The sequence below is a fragment of the Streptococcus sp. 9.1 genome, from assembly GCF_016648815.1.
Classification (GTDB): Bacteria; Bacillota; Bacilli; order Lactobacillales; family Streptococcaceae; genus Streptococcus; species Streptococcus salivarius_E.
On sequence record NZ_JACLQS010000019.1, the window covers coordinates 13,397 to 32,968 of the forward strand.

The 19,572-nt window shown below is 37.8% G+C and carries 18 protein-coding genes; all 18 read left to right on the top strand.

Annotated elements, in window-relative coordinates; genetic code table 11:
• Positions 1–139: 139 nt before the first annotated feature.
• On the top strand, positions 140–3,232 hold the full coding sequence (locus H7T93_RS09140; protein ID WP_037600547.1) for a GbpC/Spa domain-containing protein: 3,093 nt from the start codon (positions 140–142) through the stop codon (positions 3,230–3,232).
• A gap of 159 nt (positions 3,233–3,391) precedes the next feature.
• Positions 3,392–4,072 carry a ribose-5-phosphate isomerase RpiA gene (gene rpiA, locus H7T93_RS09145; RefSeq protein ID WP_037600550.1) on the top strand — a complete coding sequence of 227 codons (681 nt, stop codon included), beginning with the start codon at positions 3,392–3,394 and terminating at the stop codon, positions 4,070–4,072.
• Positions 4,073–4,193: 121 nt separating this feature from the next.
• Positions 4,194–5,405 carry a phosphopentomutase gene (locus tag H7T93_RS09150; protein WP_002884873.1) on the top strand — a complete coding sequence of 404 codons (1,212 nt, stop codon included), beginning with the start codon at positions 4,194–4,196 and terminating at the stop codon, positions 5,403–5,405.
• A gap of 1 nt (position 5,406) precedes the next feature.
• Positions 5,407–5,952, top strand: a complete 546-nt coding sequence (locus tag H7T93_RS09155; RefSeq protein WP_037600553.1) for a DUF1697 domain-containing protein — start codon at positions 5,407–5,409, stop codon at positions 5,950–5,952.
• An 18-nt stretch (positions 5,953–5,970) separates the two neighbouring features.
• The gene (locus tag H7T93_RS09160; protein WP_037600556.1) at positions 5,971–6,780 is read left to right on the top strand and encodes a purine-nucleoside phosphorylase; all 810 of its coding nucleotides are present in this window, start codon (positions 5,971–5,973) and stop codon (positions 6,778–6,780) included.
• Positions 6,781–6,783: 3 nt separating this feature from the next.
• On the top strand, positions 6,784–8,031 hold the full coding sequence (locus tag H7T93_RS09165; protein ID WP_037600559.1) for a chloride channel protein: 1,248 nt from the start codon (positions 6,784–6,786) through the stop codon (positions 8,029–8,031).
• A complete protein-coding gene (locus H7T93_RS09170; RefSeq protein WP_037600658.1) occupies positions 8,028–8,741 on the top strand; it encodes a type 1 glutamine amidotransferase in 714 nt (237 codons plus the stop codon). Before H7T93_RS09165 ends, H7T93_RS09170 begins: the two co-directional genes overlap by 4 nt.
• 306 nt (positions 8,742–9,047) lie before the next feature.
• Positions 9,048–9,758, top strand: coding sequence for a purine-nucleoside phosphorylase (deoD, locus tag H7T93_RS09175; protein ID WP_002884979.1), 711 nt, complete (start codon positions 9,048–9,050; stop codon positions 9,756–9,758).
• A gap of 340 nt (positions 9,759–10,098) precedes the next feature.
• Positions 10,099–11,559, top strand: coding sequence for an LCP family protein (locus H7T93_RS09180; protein ID WP_037600563.1), 1,461 nt, complete (start codon positions 10,099–10,101; stop codon positions 11,557–11,559).
• Positions 11,560–12,291, top strand: coding sequence for a capsular polysaccharide biosynthesis protein Cps4B (gene cps4B / locus H7T93_RS09185; RefSeq protein WP_002884982.1), 732 nt, complete (start codon positions 11,560–11,562; stop codon positions 12,289–12,291).
• A gap of 8 nt (positions 12,292–12,299) precedes the next feature.
• Complete coding sequence (locus tag H7T93_RS09190; RefSeq protein WP_048790943.1) at positions 12,300–12,992, top strand: capsular polysaccharide biosynthesis protein; 693 nt, start codon at positions 12,300–12,302, stop codon at positions 12,990–12,992.
• A 9-nt stretch (positions 12,993–13,001) separates the two neighbouring features.
• Positions 13,002–13,742 (top strand): tyrosine-protein kinase, encoded by a 741-nt coding sequence (locus H7T93_RS09195; protein ID WP_002890888.1) that lies wholly within the window; start codon positions 13,002–13,004, stop codon positions 13,740–13,742.
• A 56-nt stretch (positions 13,743–13,798) separates the two neighbouring features.
• The gene (locus H7T93_RS09200; protein WP_195917970.1) at positions 13,799–15,166 is read left to right on the top strand and encodes a sugar transferase; all 1,368 of its coding nucleotides are present in this window, start codon (positions 13,799–13,801) and stop codon (positions 15,164–15,166) included.
• Positions 15,167–15,198: 32 nt separating this feature from the next.
• Complete coding sequence (gene cps2T / locus H7T93_RS09205; RefSeq protein WP_201041886.1) at positions 15,199–16,371, top strand: beta 1-4 rhamnosyltransferase Cps2T; 1,173 nt, start codon at positions 15,199–15,201, stop codon at positions 16,369–16,371.
• A 2-nt stretch (positions 16,372–16,373) separates the two neighbouring features.
• Positions 16,374–17,522, top strand: a complete 1,149-nt coding sequence (locus H7T93_RS09210) for a glycosyltransferase family 4 protein (RefSeq protein ID WP_201041887.1) — start codon at positions 16,374–16,376, stop codon at positions 17,520–17,522.
• A gap of 1 nt (position 17,523) precedes the next feature.
• Positions 17,524–18,165, top strand: a complete 642-nt coding sequence (locus H7T93_RS09215) for a DUF1919 domain-containing protein (protein ID WP_201041888.1) — start codon at positions 17,524–17,526, stop codon at positions 18,163–18,165.
• Entirely contained in the window at positions 18,162–19,133 is a 972-nt protein-coding gene (locus H7T93_RS09220; RefSeq protein ID WP_201041889.1) for a DUF6625 family protein, read from the top strand. The genes H7T93_RS09215 and H7T93_RS09220 overlap by 4 nt, the downstream gene beginning before the upstream one ends.
• Positions 19,126–19,572 (top strand): glycosyltransferase family 2 protein (locus tag H7T93_RS09225; protein WP_201041891.1); only part of this gene is annotated, 447 nt, incomplete at its 3' end. The genes H7T93_RS09220 and H7T93_RS09225, both read left to right, overlap by 8 nt.

Below are 19,572 nucleotides of genomic sequence, written 5' to 3' on the forward strand. Positions count from 1 at the left end.
TTGATATTAAAAAGTATTTGAATTTAAGAATCTAATCGAATTTAAAGGAATGGTTGTTTTTATGAGATATCTCAAATTGACATGGTTCTTTCTTTTGTTAGAATATGAACATAACTAAATATAGAAGGACGTAATTTAAATGGGGAAAAAGGAATTACAACGTTATTCACTCAGAAAGTCTAGCCTTGGTGCGGCTTCTGTTCTTTTGGGGACTGCAGTTCTTGCAGTAGGCGCTTCAAATGCAAGGGCTGATGAAGTAGCAACAACTACAGATTCAGCAACACCAGCAGTTGAAGCAACAGATGCTGTTGAAGAAAACACTTCTGCCGTAGCAGATTCAACTGAAAAGAAAGTTGTTAACGTTACTGAAGAAGGCAACACAACTGTTACAACGAGTGAAGTAACAAATACAAGCTTAGAAGCTGCAAAAACAGCTGCAACTAACGAAGGGGTTGAGGTTAAGGAAGAACCTGCTCAAACCAAAGAAACTGTTGAAGCAGCTGCTGCAGATAATAAAGCACAAGCAGTGAAAATCAATACAGTCGTTTCTGATTATAAAGCGGCTAAAGAACAATACAAGTCAGATAAAGCTGACTATGATAAAGCAAAAGCAAACTATGATGCCAAATTAGCTGAGAAAGCACTTGCTGATAAAACAAATGCTGAAGCTCAGGCTAAATATGATACTGAAAAAACAGCTTATGATAAAGCTTCAGAGCAATACCAAATTGCTAAGCAAGCTTATGACTCAGCTCTTTCAGAGTACAAAACTAAGAAAGTTACTTATGATGCTAAGGTAGCAGAAAAAGAAGCCGCTGATAAAGAAAATGCGCTTTCTGCAGCTAAATACCAAGCAGAATTGGCAACTTATAACCAAGCAAAAGCTGATTATGAAGCAGCTCTTGCACAGTACAATAGTGATAAGGCCAAATACAATGCTGAAAAAGCTAATTATGATAATAAAGTAGCTGAAAAAGTTGTTATTGAAAAACGTAACGCTGAAGCTGAAGCTAAATATCAAACTGAGCTGGCAGCATATAATGAAGCAAAAGCTAAATATGATGTAGAAAAAGCAGCATATGACAAGAATCTTGAACTTTATAACGCTAAGAAAACAGCTTATGAAGCAGATCTTGAAACAAAACAAGCTATTGAAAAATACAATGCAGATGCTAAAGCTAAATACGAAGCAGCCTTGGTTGTCTACAATGAGCAAAAAGCTAAATATGACCAAGAATACCTTGAGTATCAAAACAAATTAGCTGTCTACCAAACAGCGCTTAAACAATACCAAGAAGCTAAAACAGCTTACGATAAATACATGAATGATCCTGTATATCGTAACCTTAAAGATGCTGAAGTTGTTCAAGAATTGACCTTCCAACGTGAAAACGATGCAACACACAAAGTTGAAGGTGTAAGTAACTACTTGACAAAAGAAGCACAAGAGCGTCTTAACACAAGTAATGTTTTCCAATATGACTCTAACAAGTTACAAGCATCTGACATTGTTTCAAATAGCCCTTGGACAAATACTGAAGACGAGTGGGTTCAAGTTAAAGAAGGTGACAAATTTGTTGTTACTTATGATGGTTTGAACCAATCAAGCATGATTGTTGAGAATGAAGCATCAGCAATCAAACGTGTTGTTTACCGCTACGAAATTGTTAGCCTTCCATCAAATGACGGAAAAGGTATCGCGAAAATCAGTAAGGATCCAACAGTAACTATGACAGTTGGTGCATCAACTGATCAAGATAAACCAGTTAAAGTAGCAGTAGATGTTGAGTTTTACGATAAAGATGGTAAAATGTTCAACCTTAGTGAGCGTAATGCTATCGTAGCACTTAACTCACTAAACCACTGGAATGGTGCAGCTTATGTTGAAACATCTGAACGCCCACGTCCACTTACAGTAGAAGCGAAAGACGTTAATGGTAATACTGTCCGCGGTACATATAATCCTTACGCAGATGGCTCTACTTTGGCAATCCAAAACGGTGAAGTTGTTACTAAATCTGGATACGCTGATTTCGGTGGCGCTACTGTTAACATTTCTGATGAGAACCCGCTTAAGGTAGTTGTTCCTATCACTGACTGGAATGGTTCAGAATGGGTTGTCTCACGTGAAATTCCATCTGATGTAACAACTCTTAATGCTTCAGGTAGTGGTAATGGACACGCTCTTGGTAACCAAGATTATACATTTGGTGATAAAGATGATGTTATTGGTTCGTACAGCGTTTCTGCTGAAACTGGTTTGATTACATTCACACCTAAGAAAAAATACCAATCAACACGTCACCAAGAATATGTAAATATTGGTGATAACCAATTCATCGCTATTCCAAAATCATCAGTTACTTATGATGCTGCTACTAAAGAAGTAACATCAGTCAATGATAACCAATACATTGACCATGGTGCAGTCTTTAATGGTGAGACAACGTCTGAATTGACAGGTTGGGATAACGCTGATTCACCTTACCTCTATTATGGAGGTGCAGGTATCAAGATGACAAATGGTCACTTGGTATTTACTGCTGAAGGTGCAAATGCTGATGGTGCACCAACAGTATATTGGTTCGCAATCAACTCTAATCTTGGTTTGCCTAAGAATCCAGGTGAAAAACCTGAAGAACCTAAGGCACCAACACCACCAACAGCACCGGTTAAACCAGTTATTAAAACAGTTGGTATCAATCCACAAGAACCAACACCACCAACACCACCAAAAGAGCCAGTGGCACCAACGCCACCAACTCCAAAGGTAGTTGAAGTACCTGGTAAACCACAAGAACCAACACCACCAACAGGTCCAACGGCACCAACGCCACCAACACCAAAAGTGGTTGAAGTTCCAGAAAAACCGGTTGAACCAACACCACCAACAGGTCCAACGGCACCAACGCCACCAACACCGAAAGTAGTTGAAGTTCCTGCTAAACCAGTAGAACCTAAAACTCCTGAAAAACCAAGTGTTGTATGGCACAAGAACTATGTCGTTGAGAGAGAGTCTCACGTGGTACCACCAACACCACCGACTCCTGTTACTCCTCCAACTCCAGTGACACCGCCAACTACACCAACTCCAGATACTGAAGTTCCTGTAGTGCCTCAAGCTGAGTTGCCACAAACTGGTGAGCACACTAGCAATGCTGGATTTATTGGACTTCTTTCAATGATTTTTGCAGCCTTTGTAGGATTCTTCAAACGTCGTAAAGAAGATTAAGTGGTGCTATTAAATTAGTTCCCCATCAAAACTAGATTCTATTTAGAATCTAGTTTTTATTTTTGCTAGGTTTTACTCCCTCGTATCATTTCTATTTACTGTTGAAACATGTTATAATTATTTTGAACGACTATTATAGAAAGATGCAAGGAGACGAGCATGGAAGAACTTAAGAAAATCGCTGGCGTAACCGCTGCCAAATACGTTGAAGATGGAATGGTTGTTGGACTCGGTACAGGGTCAACAGCTTATTTCTTCGTGGAGGAAATTGGCCGTCGTATTAAGGAAGAAGGCCTTAGTGTTGTTGGAGTAACGACATCCAGTCAAACCACTAAACAAGCTGAAGGTTTAGGTATTCCTTTGAAGGCAGTGGATGATATTGACAGTATTGATGTTACTGTTGATGGCGCCGACGAAGTAGACCCTCAACTCAATGGGATTAAAGGTGGCGGTGGTGCCCTTCTGATGGAAAAAATCGTCGCTACACCTACGAAAGAATATATCTGGGTGGTGGATGAGTCAAAAATGGTTAATCAATTAGGTGCTTTCAAATTACCAGTTGAAGTGGTTCAATATGGTGCTGATCGTCTCTATCGTGTCTTTGAGTCGAAGGGCTATAAGCCATCATTCCGACTTACGGAGGAAGGTAATCGCTTTGTTACAGATATGAAGAACTATATCATCGATCTTGATTTAGGTAAGATTGAAAATCCAGTAACTCTTGGTGAAGAACTAAAAGCTATGACAGGTGTTGTCGATCATGGATTGTTCAATGGTATGGTTAACAAAGTCATCGTTGCAGGAAAAGACGGTGTTAAGGTCGTTGAAGTCAAGGCCTAGTCCAATTTTGATTTCCCCTCACTTTTAATGAGGAAGACTAATTAATTTTTGTCAAACTATTAAATAATATAGAAAGGCAAGAGGTAATTTCGAAAAGATTTTATCTCTTTGTGGTGTTATTATGTCCAAATTTAACCGAATGCATTTAGTCGTTCTTGATTCAGTAGGAATTGGTGCTGCTCCAGATGCCAATGACTTTGTCAATGCAGGTGTGCCAGATGGTGCTTCAGATACCCTTGGTCATATCTCTAAATCAGTAGGATTGAATGTGCCAAATATGGCTAAGCTTGGTCTAGGAAATATTCCTCGTGAAACACCTTTGAAAACAGTACCAGCAGAAAGTAACCCAACTGGTTATGCAACAAAATTGCAGGAAGTGTCTCTTGGTAAAGATACGATGACTGGTCACTGGGAAATCATGGGTCTCAATATTACTGAACCTTTTGATACTTTCTGGAACGGATTCCCAGAAGAAATTCTCACTAAAATTGAGGAATTTTCAGGCCGTAAAGTCATTCGTGAAGCTAATAAACCATACTCAGGTACAGCTGTTATTGAAGACTTTGGACCTCGTCAAATGGAAACTGGTGAATTGATTATTTATACTTCAGCTGACCCAGTTCTTCAAATTGCCGCACACGAAGACGTTATTCCTTTGGATGAATTGTATCGTATTTGTGAATATGCGCGTTCAATTACCCTTGAGCGCCCAGCTCTTCTAGGGCGTATCATTGCTCGTCCTTACGTTGGTGAACCTGGAAACTTCACTCGTACGTCTAACCGTCGTGATTTGGCTGTTTCACCATTTGCACCAACTGTTTTGGATAAATTGAATGAAGCTGGTATCGATACTTATGCCGTTGGTAAAATCAATGATATTTTCAACGGAGCTGGTATCAACCATGATATGGGACACAACAAATCAAATAGTCACGGTATTGATAATTTGATTAAAGCTATGACTTCTGAAGACTTCAAACATGGTTTCTCATTCACAAACTTGGTAGACTTCGATGCCCTTTATGGACACCGTCGTGATCCACATGGATACCGTGATTGCTTGCACGAATTTGACCAACGTTTGCCTGAAATCATTGCTGCTATGCGTGAAGATGATCTCTTGATGATTACTGCAGACCACGGAAATGATCCAACTTATGCAGGTACAGACCATACTCGTGAATATATTCCTTTCTTGGCTTATAGCCCATCATTCAAAGGAAATGGACTTATTCCAGTAGGTCATTTCTCTGACATCTCAGCAACTGTCGCTGAAAACTTTGGTGTAGATAAAGCCATGATTGGTGAAAGCTTCTTGGATAAACTTGTCTAAAATGAAGCGCTATGCATTTTTGGTTCGTGGGATAAACGTTGGTGGTCGTCACAAGGTCGTCATGGAAGAATTTTGTCGTGAGTTAGAAGAACTCGGTATGTCACATGTTTCGTCCTATATAAATAGTGGAAATCTTTTCTTTGATTCTACCTTGATGAAAGAGGAACTCCTCTTAGTTTTAGAGGAATTTCTAAATAAGGCTTATCCATTTATTAAGGTATTTTCTCTTTTTACTCTGGAAGATTACCAAAATGAAGTGGTCTCATTACCCAAGTGGTGGGAAGATGATTTCTATAGAAAAGACGTCCTCTTATTCACTGAAAGACTTGATAAGAACGAAATGAAGAAGGTTATTAACACTTTAGAGTTGAAAGATGAAATACTTCATTTTGGTCAGCTTGGGGTCTACTGGGTAAAATATGATAAATCAACTTATAGTCAAACCGCTTATCATAAGAAGTTATTGAAAACACCTTTTTATCCTGATATAACCATTCGAAATGCGAGAACTTTTTCAAAAATTGGTCAATTTTTAAGCATGAAATAAAATTAAGGGAGAAATAACATGTCGCTACTTGAAAAAATTAGAGTTACTCAAGCATTTTTGGAAAGCAAAGGAATTGAAAAACCTGAGTTTGGTTTAATCTTGGGTTCTGGACTTGGTGAGTTGGCTGAAGAAGTTGAAGACGCAGTTGTCATTGACTATGCGGATATTCCAAACTGGGGACAATCAACGGTTGTCGGACATGCTGGAAAACTTGTTTACGGAACTTTGTCTGGACGTAAGGTTTTGGCTCTTCAAGGACGTTTCCATTTTTATGAAGGAAATCCGCTTGAAGTAGTTACTTTCCCTGTACGTGTTATGAAAGCACTTGGATGTGAAGGTGTTGTTGTAACCAACGCAGCAGGTGGAATCGGCTTTGGCCCAGGTACTTTGATGGCCATCACTGACCACATTAACATGACTGGTCAAAACCCATTAATCGGTGAAAACTTGGATGATTTTGGTCCACGTTTCCCTGATATGTCTAAAGCTTACACACCTGAATACCGTGAAACCGCTCATAAAGTGGCTGATAAACTTGGTATCAAATTGGATGATGGTGTTTATATCGGTGTGACTGGTCCAAGTTATGAAACTCCAGCTGAAATCCGTGCTTATAAGACACTTGGTGCAGATGCTGTTGGGATGTCAACAGTTCCTGAGGTTATTATCGCAGCTCACTCTGGTTTGAAAGTTCTTGGTATTTCATGTATTACCAACTTTGCGGCTGGTTTCCAAGAAGAATTGAACCACGAAGAAGTGGTGGAAGTGACAGAGCGTGTTAAAGGGGACTTCAAAGGATTGCTAAAAGCGATTCTTGCTGAACTCTAAAATATGATAGCTCGGGGAATAAAACCTATAACGTCATTACCCAAGTCGACTAGGTTAAGTTTAGCTGTTTTTGGAACCGGTATTGCTTCAGGTTTGGTAGGCATTCTTTGTCATTACCTTTTGGAGTTTATACAAATTCTTGTATTTGGTAATGATAAATCGAATTTATTGTCACAGTTTAACTCTGTAAGTCCCTTTCGACGATTTGCAGTATTGCTTGTAGTAGGTGTTTTGGCTAGTTTATTTTGGTATTTCCTTCAGAGACGAGTGTCCCTCCTTTCTATTAGTAAGGCTAAGCAACTCATTGGTAAGAAGAGTCCAAATTTTCTTGGCCAGAGTCTACACGCTTTGATGCAGGTTGCAATCGTTGGAGCTGGTTCCTCAATTGGTAAAGAAGGAGCGCCTCGAGAATTAGGCGCTCTATTTGGTGGTAATCTCTCCAAAGCCCTGCACTTGGATATTGTTGATAGACAATTGCTAATTGCTTGCGGGGCTGGCGCTGGCTTAGCTGCGGTTTACCAAGTCCCCTTTGCCAGTACACTGTTTGTTCTGGAAACCTTAGGTGTTGCTTGGAAATCAAAAAATATTATTATCATTCTTGTGACAACCTACTTGTCAGCTTATTGTGCTCGACCAATCGTTGGTAAGGAGGCAATGTATCAAGTCGGTAAAGTTAGCTCAGACCCTGCTAGTCTGATTCAGGTTATTGTTCTTGTATTAGTGATAACTCCGCTGGCGATGATGTTTAGCTTCTTAGCCAAAAAGGCTAGCAAAAGTCGTATTACTGATAAACGCATTCTGTGGACCATGCCGCTATCTTATATAGTACTAGGTGGGATTGCAGCTTTCTATCCTTTAATCATGGGAAATGGTCAGGTTCTAGCACAATGGTTATTTTTAGGTGGGGTTTCAGCATACCTATCTCTTATCCTTGTCGTCAAAGGACTTGTGGTATGTTTGCTTTTATGGGCGGGCTCTTACGGAGGAACTCTGACCCCTTCCTTTACTTTAGGTGCCGGAACGGGTTTCTTATTGACAAGCTGTCTTGAGACTTTGGGATTTTCCCTCAATCCTACTCTAGGAATGTTACTCGGTGCAACCGTATTTTTAGGAATAACTTTAGATGCTCCTCTAACTGGGATAGCCTTAGTTCTAGGTTTTACTGGTCAAGGAGGGCTGGTAGCAGTACCACTAATCTTAGCGAGTCTACTATCGAGGATATTAAAAAATAGATGGAAGAAAAAACAATGAATATTCATTTTATCTTACACGAAACGTTTGAAGTCCCAGGAGCCTATTTAAAATGGGCACAAGACCGTGGGCATAATATCACATCAACCAAGGTATATGAGGAAGAGATTCTTCCTGAAACCGTTGTAGGTATTGATTTTCTAATTGTGATGGGTGGTCCTCAGTCACCTGATGAGGATCGTCAGGCCTTTCCTTATTATGATCCAGAGGCTGAGATTGCATTCATGCAAAAAGCAATTGCTGCTGATATCTATATTGTTGGGGTTTGCCTAGGTGCTCAACTTTTATCTGTTGCCTATGGTGGTAAGTACGAGCATAGTCCAGAACGTGAGATTGGTGTTTTTCCTGTAACATTAACTGAGGCAGGTTTAGCGGATGAGCATGTCAAAGGTTTTGGCAAAACCCTAAATACTGGCCACTGGCATGGTGATATGCCTGGATTGCCTGATAATGCAGTTGTTCTTGCTACTAGTCAAGGTTGTCCACGCCAAATTGTTCGCTTCAGTCCTAAACACTATGCCTTTCAGGCACACTTGGAGTTTGATCCTGAAGCCATTGATTTACTTATAGCTGCTGACGGTGAAGACCATTTACGTAAGCAAAATAAAGAGTTACCTTTTGTTCAAACACCTGAACAATTACGTGCCAACGATTATTCTGAAATGAACAAAAAGTTATACGATTTTCTTGATTCATTGACTCAAGCTTAATCCACTTTTAAAGTAGTTATTTATCCACTATATAATAGTAGAAAAATATTTAAAAATAAAAATTAAGAAAGGTAGAGCGTGTGTTCTGATTTGAACACGAGCGGAAAGCTCGGAAAATAGATAATCTTCATTTGTTTTCTGTCTGCTCCTTTACCATCAAAAAATAGAAAGGAAGGGTAGTTCGGGTTTGAAACTGAACCCGGGCTAGAGGCTGTGTAAAAAAGATAAATCCTCCTAGATGCGAAGCATCTTTGTCGGATTTCCTATTTTTACTTTGCCTCTTTAACGCCCTTGGTATCTTATATTATGTCTATTCATATTGCTGCTAAGCAAGGAGAGATTGCTGATAAAATTCTTCTTCCAGGGGATCCATTGCGTGCGAAATTCATTGCTGAGAATTTCCTTGAAGATGCTGTATGTTTCAATGAGGTTCGTAACATGTTTGGTTACACAGGAACATATAAAGGTGAACGTGTCTCAGTAATGGGAACAGGAATGGGGATGCCATCTATCTCTATTTATGCGCGTGAACTTATCGTTGACTATGGTGTTAAAAAATTGATTCGTGTGGGAACTGCTGGTTCATTGAACGAGGATGTTCACGTTCGTGAGTTAGTTCTAGCACAAGCAGCAGCGACAAACTCTAACATTATCCGTAATGATTGGCCTCAATACGATTTTCCACAAATTGCAAGTTTCGATCTCTTGGATAAGGCTTACCACATTGCCAAAGATCTCGGTATGACAACACATGTTGGTAATGTCTTGTCATCTGATGTTTTCTATTCAAATTATTTCGAAAAAAACATTGAGCTTGGTAAATGGGGAGTGAAGGCTGTTGAAATGGAAGCAGCAGCACTTTATTACCTTGCAGCTCAACACCAAGTAGATGCTCTTGCCATCATGACTATTTCTGATAGTTTGGTCAATCCAGATGAAGACACTACAGCTGAGGAACGTCAAAACACTTTCACTGACATGATGAAAGTTGGTCTTGAAACACTAATTGCAGACTAATCTGTAAAAGGACGCCATTAGGTCGTCCTTTTGTGTTGTAACTAAGATCTACTCGAAGAATCAATAGGTTAAAAATTTTCAAACTACTAGAAAAAAATAAAAATATTCGGAAGAAAAAGACTTGTAATAAATAGTTAAATATCCGACAATTTAAAAATTAAGCACCAAAAATGTGAAAAATAGTTTACAATATTATGAAAAATGATAGAAATTAAATGCTTGATATCATAATGAAAAACGGTTTCTTCTTTTTTAAAAAGAATGACAATTGAAATGAAGTTATAGTAATGTTATAATGATAATGGGAAATGTCTAATTTTAATTTTTAGGAGCAATTTATATGAGTTCGCGTACGAATCGTAAGCAAAAACGTACGAGTAATAGATCGTGGGGGATGGTCAACGTTGGGTTGACCATTCTGTATGCTATTTTAGCATTGGTCTTATTATTCACAATGTTCAATTATAATTTCCTATCATTTAGGTTTTTGAACATCATTATCACCATTGGTTTGTTGGTAGTTCTTGCTATTAGCATCTTCCTTCAGAAGACTAAGAAATCACCACTAGTGACAACGGTTGTATTGGTTATCTTCTCGCTAGTTTCTCTGGTTGGTATTTTTGGTTTTAAACAAATGATTGATATCACTAACCGTATGAATCAGACGGCTGCATTTTCTGAAGTAGAAATGAGCATAGTGGTTCCTAAGGATAGTGACATCAAAGATGTGAGTCAGCTTACTAGCGTACAAGCACCAACTAAGGTTGATAAGAACAATATCGACACCTTGATGTCTGCTCTAAAGAAAGACAAAAAGGTTGATCTTAAAGTTGATGATGTTGCTTCATATCAAGAAGCATATGACAATCTTAAGTCTGGCAAATCTAAAGCTATGGTCTTGAGTGGCTCTTATGCTAGCCTACTAGAGTCTGTCGATAGTAACTATGCTTCAAATCTAAAAACAATCTATACTTATAAAATTAAAAAGAAGAATAACAATTCTGCAAAACAAGTAGATTCAAAAGTCTTCAATATTTATATTAGTGGTATTGATACCTACGGTTCAATTTCAACAGTGTCACGTTCAGATGTCAATATCATTATGACCGTTAACATGAACACACATAAGATCCTCTTGACGACCACTCCACGTGATGCGTACGTTAAGATTCCTGATGGAGGGGCAGACCAGTATGATAAATTAACCCACGCAGGTATTTATGGCGTTGAAACATCTGAAAAAACTCTGGAAAATCTTTATGGCATTAAGATTGATTACTATGCACGTATTAACTTCACATCTTTCCTTAAGTTGATTGACCAACTTGGTGGTGTGACAGTTCATAATGATCAAGCCTTCACGAGTCTTCACGGGAAGTTTGATTTCCCAGTTGGAGATATCCAAATGAATTCTGAACAAGCCCTTGGCTTTGTTCGTGAGCGTTATAGTTTGGATGGAGGAGACAATGACCGTGGTAAGAACCAAGAGAAAGTGATTTCTGCGATTGTAAACAAGTTAGCTTCACTAAATTCTGTATCAAACTTTACTTCAATCGTTAACAATCTTCAAGACTCTGTTCAAACGAATATGTCTCTAGATACCATTAATGCTCTGGCCAATACACAACTTGATTCAGGTTCTAAATTTACGGTGACTTCTCAAGCAGTAACAGGTACAGGTTCAACCGGACAATTGACCTCTTATGCTATGCCAAATTCTAGTCTCTACATGATGAAACTGGATGATTCTAGTGTGGAAAGCGCCTCTCAAGCTATCAAAAATTTGATGGAGGAAAAATAAGTGATTGACGTTCACTCACATATTGTTTTTGATGTTGATGATGGTCCTAAAACTTTAGAAGAAAGTCTTGACCTCATTGGCGAAAGCTATGCGCAAGGAGTGCGTACTATTGTTTCAACATCCCATCGTCGCAAGGGAATGTTTGAAACCCCAGAGGATAAAATCTTTGCAAACTTTTCTAAGGTAAAAGAAGAAGCAGAAGCACTTTATCCAGACTTAACTATTTATTATGGTGGTGAACTTTATTACACCTCAGACATTGTGGAGAAACTTGAAAAGAATCTTATTCCGCGTATGCACAACACTCAATTTGCTTTGATTGAGTTTAGTGCTCGCACATCTTGGAAAGAAATTCATAGTGGGCTTAGTAATGTTTTGCGAGCGGGGGTAACGCCTATTGTTGCTCATATTGAGCGCTATGATGCCCTCGAAGAAAATGCTGACCGTGTTCGAGAAATCATCAACATGGGGTGCTATACTCAAGTTAATAGCTCACATGTTCTAAAACCAAAGCTCTTTGGAGATAAAGATAAAGTAAGAAAAAAACGTGTTCGTTATTTCTTGGAGAAAAATTTGGTTCATATGGTTGCTAGTGACATGCATAATCTTGGTCCAAGACCACCATTTATGAAAGATGCTTACGCTATTATCGAAAAGACTTACGGAACGAGACGTGCTCGTAACCTTTTTATCGAAAATCCACAAACACTACTTGAAAATCAATATATATAGGAGAAACTATGACTCAGGAAAACACGAAGCGTGTTGAAATCGATGTACTTGCACTATTGCAAAAACTTTGGACTAAAAAAGTATTTATTTTATTTACAGCCTTTTATGTCGCTGTCTTTGCCTTCTTGGGAACTTATTTCCTCATTCAACCAACATATACGTCTTCTACACGTATCTATGTGGTTAACCAAGCTAATGATGGCAAAAACCTTTCTGCTCAAGACTTGCAGGCCGGTACATTTTTGACAAAAGACTACAAAGAAATTATTACATCAAACGATGTCTTGTCAGAAGTTATCAAAGATGAAAAATTGAATATGACAGAAGCAGAACTTGCTAAAATGATTTCAGTTAATATTCCTACTGATACTCGTCTTATTTCAATTTCTGTTAATGCTAAAACTGGTCAAGATGCGCAAACACTTGCCAATAAGGTTCGTGAAGTTGCTTCAGAAAAAATCAAGAACGTGACAAAAGTTGAAGATGTTACAACACTTGAAGAAGCAAAATTGCCAGAGTCACCATCTTCACCAAATATCAAACGTAATGTGCTTCTTGGAGCAGTGCTTGGAGGATTCCTTGCAGTGGTTGGTGTGTTGGTACGTGAAATCCTAGATGATCGTATTCGCCGTCCAGAAGATGTGGAAGATGCCCTTGGAATGACACTTCTTGGAATTGTCCCTGATACAGATAAAATTTAAGGAGAAGAAATGCCTCTATTAAAGTTAGTAAAATCTAAAGAAAACTTTGCCAAACAAACAGAAGAGTATTACAATGCCATTCGCACAAATATTCAATTTTCTGGTGCTCAGATGAAAGTGATTGCGGTTAGCTCTGTTGAAGCTGGTGAAGGAAAATCAACGACATCTGTTAACTTGGCGATTTCATTTGCTAGTGTTGGGCTCCGAACACTTCTCATTGATGCGGATACCCGTAACTCTGTTTTGTCAGGTACATTTAAATCAAATGAGCCTTATAAAGGCCTTTCAAATTTCCTTTCTGGAAATGCTGATTTAAATGAAACGATTTGTCAAACTGATATTTCAGGTTTGGATGTCATTGCATCTGGTCCTGTACCACCTAATCCAACAAGTCTTTTACAAAATGACAATTTTAGACATTTGATGGAAGTTGCTCGTAGTCGTTATGATTATGTCATCATTGATACTCCACCAATTGGTTTGGTCATTGATGCTGTTATTATTGCCCATCAGGCTGATGCCAGTCTTTTGGTTACAGCAGCTGGAAAAATTAAACGTCGTTTCGTTACTAAGGCCGTTGAACAATTGGAACAAAGTGGTTCACAGTTCTTAGGTGTCGTCCTTAATAAAGTTGACATGACAGTTGATAAATATGGATCATATGGTTCTTACGGATCATATGGTGAGTACGGGAAAAAATCAGACCAAAAAGAAGGTCATTCAAGAGCACATCGTCGTAGAAAAGGATAGCATTAATGGGGATGATGCGGCTCCTTATACCTTAACAGATTAAAAAGGGGTTTAGAGTGAAAGAAAAACAAGAAATTCGTCGCATTGAAATTGGTATCATACAGTTAGTTGTGGTTGTTTTCTCAGCCATGGTAGCTAGTAAATTACCATATACAGAGATTACCCAAGGAAGCATTGTTCTTTTAGGTGTTGTACATGTAGTGTCTTACTATATCAGTAGTTATTATGAAAATCTTAAGTATAGAGGCTACTTGGATGAACTCATTGCAACTGTCAAATATTGTTTCATATTTGCTCTAATTGCAACATTCCTCTCGTTTTTTGCAGATGGAAGTTTTTCAATCTCACGTCGCGGACTTCTTTACGTCACCCTGATTTCAGGTGTTCTCTTATACGTTACAAATACTGTTCTTAAGTATTTCCGTTCATCAATTTATACACGTCGTAAAAGTAACAAGAATATTCTCTTGATTTCTGATCAGGCGCGTCTAGAAAATGTTTTGTCTCGTATGAAAGACAATATGGATGGTAGGATTACAGCAGTTTGTGTCTTGGATAATCCTTATTTCACTGATCCATTTATCAAGAGTGTTAAACCTGAAAATTTAATCGAATATGCGACTCACTCAGTAGTAGACCAAGTTTTGATTAATCTGCCAAGTGAGCAGTATAAGATTTGGGATTATGCATCACCTTTTGAGCTCATGGGAATTCCAGTATCCATTAATTTGAATGCCCTTGAATTTATGAGTCAAGGTGAAAAACGTATCCAACAATTGGGTCCTTTCAAGGTTGTTACGTTTTCAACGCATTTTTATAGCTATGGAGATATCTTGGCGAAACGCTTCCTTGATATCTGTGGAGCTCTAGTTGGTTTGGTGCTCTGTGGGATTGTTGGAATCTTCCTTTATCCACTTATTCGTAAAGATGGTGGACCAGCCATTTTTGCTCAAGATCGTGTAGGTGAGAATGGACGTATCTTCAAGTTTTATAAATTCCGTTCTATGAGAGTAGATGCTGAAGAAATCAAGAAGAATTTGATGGCACAGAATCAAATGTCTGGTGGTATGTTTAAGATGGACAATGATCCACGTATTACCAAAATTGGACATTTCATTCGTAAAACGAGTCTTGATGAACTTCCACAATTTTGGAATGTTCTAAAAGGTGATATGAGCTTGGTAGGAACACGTCCACCAACATTGGATGAGTACGAATCGTATACACCGGAACAAAAACGTCGCCTCAGCTTTAAACCAGGTATTACTGGTCTTTGGCAAGTAAGCGGTCGAAGTGAAATTACTGATTTTGATGAAGTTGTAAAACTAGACGTTGCTTATATGGACGGATGGACAATCTGGCGCGATATCAAAATATTATTGAAAACAATTAAAGTAGTAGTAATGAAGGATGGAGCAAAGTGATGGCTTTCTCCATTTCTTTTAATGGTGATTAAATGACAAAAACAGTTTATATCGTTGGTTCTAAGGGAATTCCAGCAAAATATGGTGGATTTGAGACCTTTGTTGAGAAGTTGACAGAGTTCCAACAAGACAAAGATATCCAATATTATGTAGCTTGTATGCGTGAAAACTCTGCTAAATCAGGTATTACAGCAGACACTTTCGTACATAACGGTGCTAAATGCTACAATATCGACGTCCCAAATATTGGGCCTGCACGTGCCATTGCTTATGACATCGCAGCTCTCAATAAGGCCATTGAAATTGCTAAGGAAAATAATGACCAAGCACCAATCTTTTATGTTTTGGCCTGTCGAATTGGTCCATTTATCTCAGGTATTAAAAAGAAAATCAAGGCTATCGGTGGTAGCCTTATGGTTAACCCGGACGGTCATGAATGGCTTCGTGCAAAATGGAGCCTTCCAGTTCGTAAGTATTGGAAAATCTCAGAGCAACTCATGGTAAAACATGCAGATCTCTTGATTTGTGATAGTAAGAACATTGAATCATATATTCAAAAGGATTATGCGAAGTATCGTCCTCAAACAACCTATATTGCCTATGGGACAGACACAACTAAATCTCGATTGACTAAGGTTGATGATAAGGTTCGCACATGGTATTTTGAAAAGGGTGTCATTGAAAACAATTATTACCTTGTTGTAGGACGTTTTGTGCCTGAAAATAACTATGAGGCTATGATTCGTGGCTTTATGGCATCTAACTCTGACAAGGACTTTGTTCTCATTACCAATGTTGAAGAAAACAAGTTCTACGACAAGTTGCGTCAGGAGACTGGTTTTGACAAAGATCCTCGTGTGAAGTTTGTCGGGACTGTTTATGACCAAGAATTGCTCAAATATATTCGTGAGAATGCCTTTGCTTATTTCCATGGTCATGAGGTAGGTGGAACCAATCCATCACTTCTTGAGGCACTTGAGTCAACTAAGCTCAATCTCTTGTTGGATGTTGGCTTTAACCGTGAAGTCGGTGAAGATGGTGCTCTCTATTGGAAAAAAGACCAATTGGCAAGTGTCATTAATCAAGCTGAACAATTGGATGAAAAAGCTATCGCAGACCTTAATCAAAAATCAAGTAAACGTATCGAAGAAGCCTTTACTTGGGAAAAAATTGTTACAGACTACGAGAAAGTATTTAAAGGATAGAAATGCAGAAAATTTTATATCTTCACGCTGGTGCCGAAATGTATGGTGCTGATAAGGTTTTGTTGGAGCTTATTAAAGGATTGGATAAAGAAGCCTTTGAGGCTCATGTCATCTTGCCCAACGATGGCGTCTTAGTGGGTGCATTGGAAAAGGTTGGTGCTAAGGTAAAAGTTATCGATTATCCAATCTTGCGCCGTAAATATTTTAATCCTAAGGGAATTCTTGAGTATTTTGGCTCTTATAATCGTTATTCAAAGCAAATTGCTAAATATGCTAAGGAAAATGGCATTACTCTTATTCACAATAATACGACTGCGGTACTTGAGGGAATTTATCTCAAACGTAAGTTGAAACTTCCTTTGATTTGGCATGTTCACGAGATTATCGTCAAACCAAAAGCAATCTCTGATTTCATCAACTTTTTGATGGGGCGTTATGCTGATACGATTGTGACAGTTTCAAATGCTGTGGCCAACCACGTGAAGAAGTCTCGCTTTGTAAAAAATGACCAAGTTCAGGTCATCTATAATGGTGTTGACAATGCCGTCTATCATGAAATGGATGCCAGCGCAGTTCGTGACCAGTTTGGTATCGCACAGGATGCCTTGATTATCGGAATGGTTGGTCGAGTGAATGCTTGGAAAGGTCAAGGCGATTTCTTGGAAGCAGTGACTCCAATCTTAAAGGCTAATCCAAAAGCAGTAGCCTTTCTGGCAGGGAGTGCTTTTGAAGGTGAAGAGTGGCGTGTTGATGAGTTGGAAAAGGCAATATCAGACTCACCAGTAGCTGGACAAATCAAGCGTATCGATTATTATAGTAAGACAACAGAGCTCTATAATATGTTTGATATCTTTGTTTTGCCAAGTACCAATCCAGATCCCCTACCAACCGTAGTTCTCGAATCAATGGCTTGTGGCAAACCTGTAGTCGGCTACCGTCATGGTGGTGTCTGTGAAATGGTTAAGGAAGGTGAAAACGGTCTTCTTGCCACACCAAATCAGCCTGCAGAATTGTCTAAGACCATCCAAGAATTAGCTGATAACACTGAGAAGAGAGAGCAATTTGGCAAGGCCTCTGTCAAACGCCAAAAAGAACTCTTTTCATTACAAAGTTATATTCGTAATTTCTCAGAACTATATAAGAAGTACTAATATGAACAGTGAAACACTAAAAAATAAATTAAAACCAATCGTTTATCCAATTATTAATTTTATTCCTAGACGAAGACTTAAGAATAAAAATTTTACGATTATTTGTGATAATTGTTGGGCTGGAAAAGTCTATCAGGAATTGGGCTTGCCTTATCAAACTCCATTTGTAGGGATGTTTGTCTTTTCGCCTGATTACATTAAGATGCTCAATAATATAAAATACTATTTGAGTGGAAACATCCCCTTGAAATTTGTTAAGGAATCCAAATATATCAAAGACTTTGATAATGCCTATCCTCTAGCACTTCTTGATGATATTGAACTTCATTTCCTGCATTATGCTGATGAAGAAGAAGCAACTCAAAAATGGAACCGCCGTTTGAAGAGAATGCATTGGGATAATTTGTATTTCAAGTTCAATGATAATGATGCTTGTACTTACGAGCTGATGAAAGAGTTTGAAAAACTTCCATATAAGAGTAAGGTCATCTTTTCTTCTAAGAATTATAGTGATCTACCTTCCTTGGTTCATTTCAAATCAGCAGAGAAGCAAGGACATGTTGGGATTGATTTGAAAACTTACCACCGCTATTTTAATGCTGTTACCTGGTTGAATAAGGGGGGAGAGGATTTAACGAAATGAAAAAGATCAGACTCATTATTCCGTATTTTGGAAAACTTCCAAAATTTTTCCCTTATTTTTTGTTGACCGCCAAACGTAATCAAAAGATTGATTTCTTAATTTATACGGATCAAAATGTTGACCAATTGGAAATTTTGAACGCTGAGAATATTGAATTTAAGACTCTTTCGTTTGATGATTTAAGAAAAAAAGTACAGTCTAAATTTGATTTTGAAATTTCTCTTAAAACACCTTATAAATTATGTGACTATAAAGTTGCTTATGGGTTTATCTTTGAAGAGGAGTTGAAGGGATATGACTACTGGGGATTTTGTGATACAGATGTCTTACTTGGTGATATTTATCAATTTCTGGAAGAACATAGCTTTTTTGAGAATGACTATGCTCGATATGGTCTTTTAGGTCATCTCCAAATATTTAAAAATTCACAAGAAGTTAATCATGTATTTATGTCTGGGCAAGGTTTAAACTATCGATTAGATTATCATAATGTCTTTACTAGTGAGCAAAATTTTATTTTTGATGAAGAAAAAGGTATTCAAAGCCTCTTTGAAAAATATGGTTTCCAACAATTACAAGATAAGTTTTTTGATGATATTGATATCAGCCATTTTTCATTTCGAGAATATGGTGAAGATGAGCCTAAACGTTATTATTTTTGGTCACAGAAACATGGCTTGAAATCGATTAATTTAATTGATGGTAAAATAGTTATCAAACATCCGCTATATACACATTTTCAAAAAAGGACAATTGAATGTCCTGAATTTGAACTTGTAGAATCATTTTATGTTATTCCGAATAAGTTAGTATTTGGAGAAGAACTTTCGATACAAGAAATCGAAGAAGTCACTAAAAATAAGTTCTATTGGGAATATGTCAAGTCAACGTTTTTTAAAAAATTTAAAATGGAAAAATGGTCGTTAGAATTTATTCGCCATAAATTAAGGATGAGAGCTAATGAGTAATATAGATTTAAGCATTATTGTTCCGGTATATAATGTTGAGAATTATTTAAGAAGAGGTCTGGATTCAATTCTGTCGCAATCGTCATTAATAAAATATGAGATTTTGTTAATTGATGATGATTCAAGTGACAATAGTGGTGCGATTTGTGATGAGTACCAAAATAACTATTCGAATGTTTTTGTTACTCATATTGAGAATAACGGTGTAGCAGAAGCTAGGAATCTAGGTATCTCTTTATCAAGGGGAAATTATTTATACTTTATGGATCCAGATGATTTTTTATCTGATGATTTCTTTGAAAGGATATCTCCTCAAATTAATAAAAAATGGGATGTTCTTTGTTTTGGCTACAATGAGATTAAAGAAAATAATAATGATATTTTATCTTGTCGTTCTCATACTTATAGTCAAATTGGACTTCTAGATAAAAGTGAATTT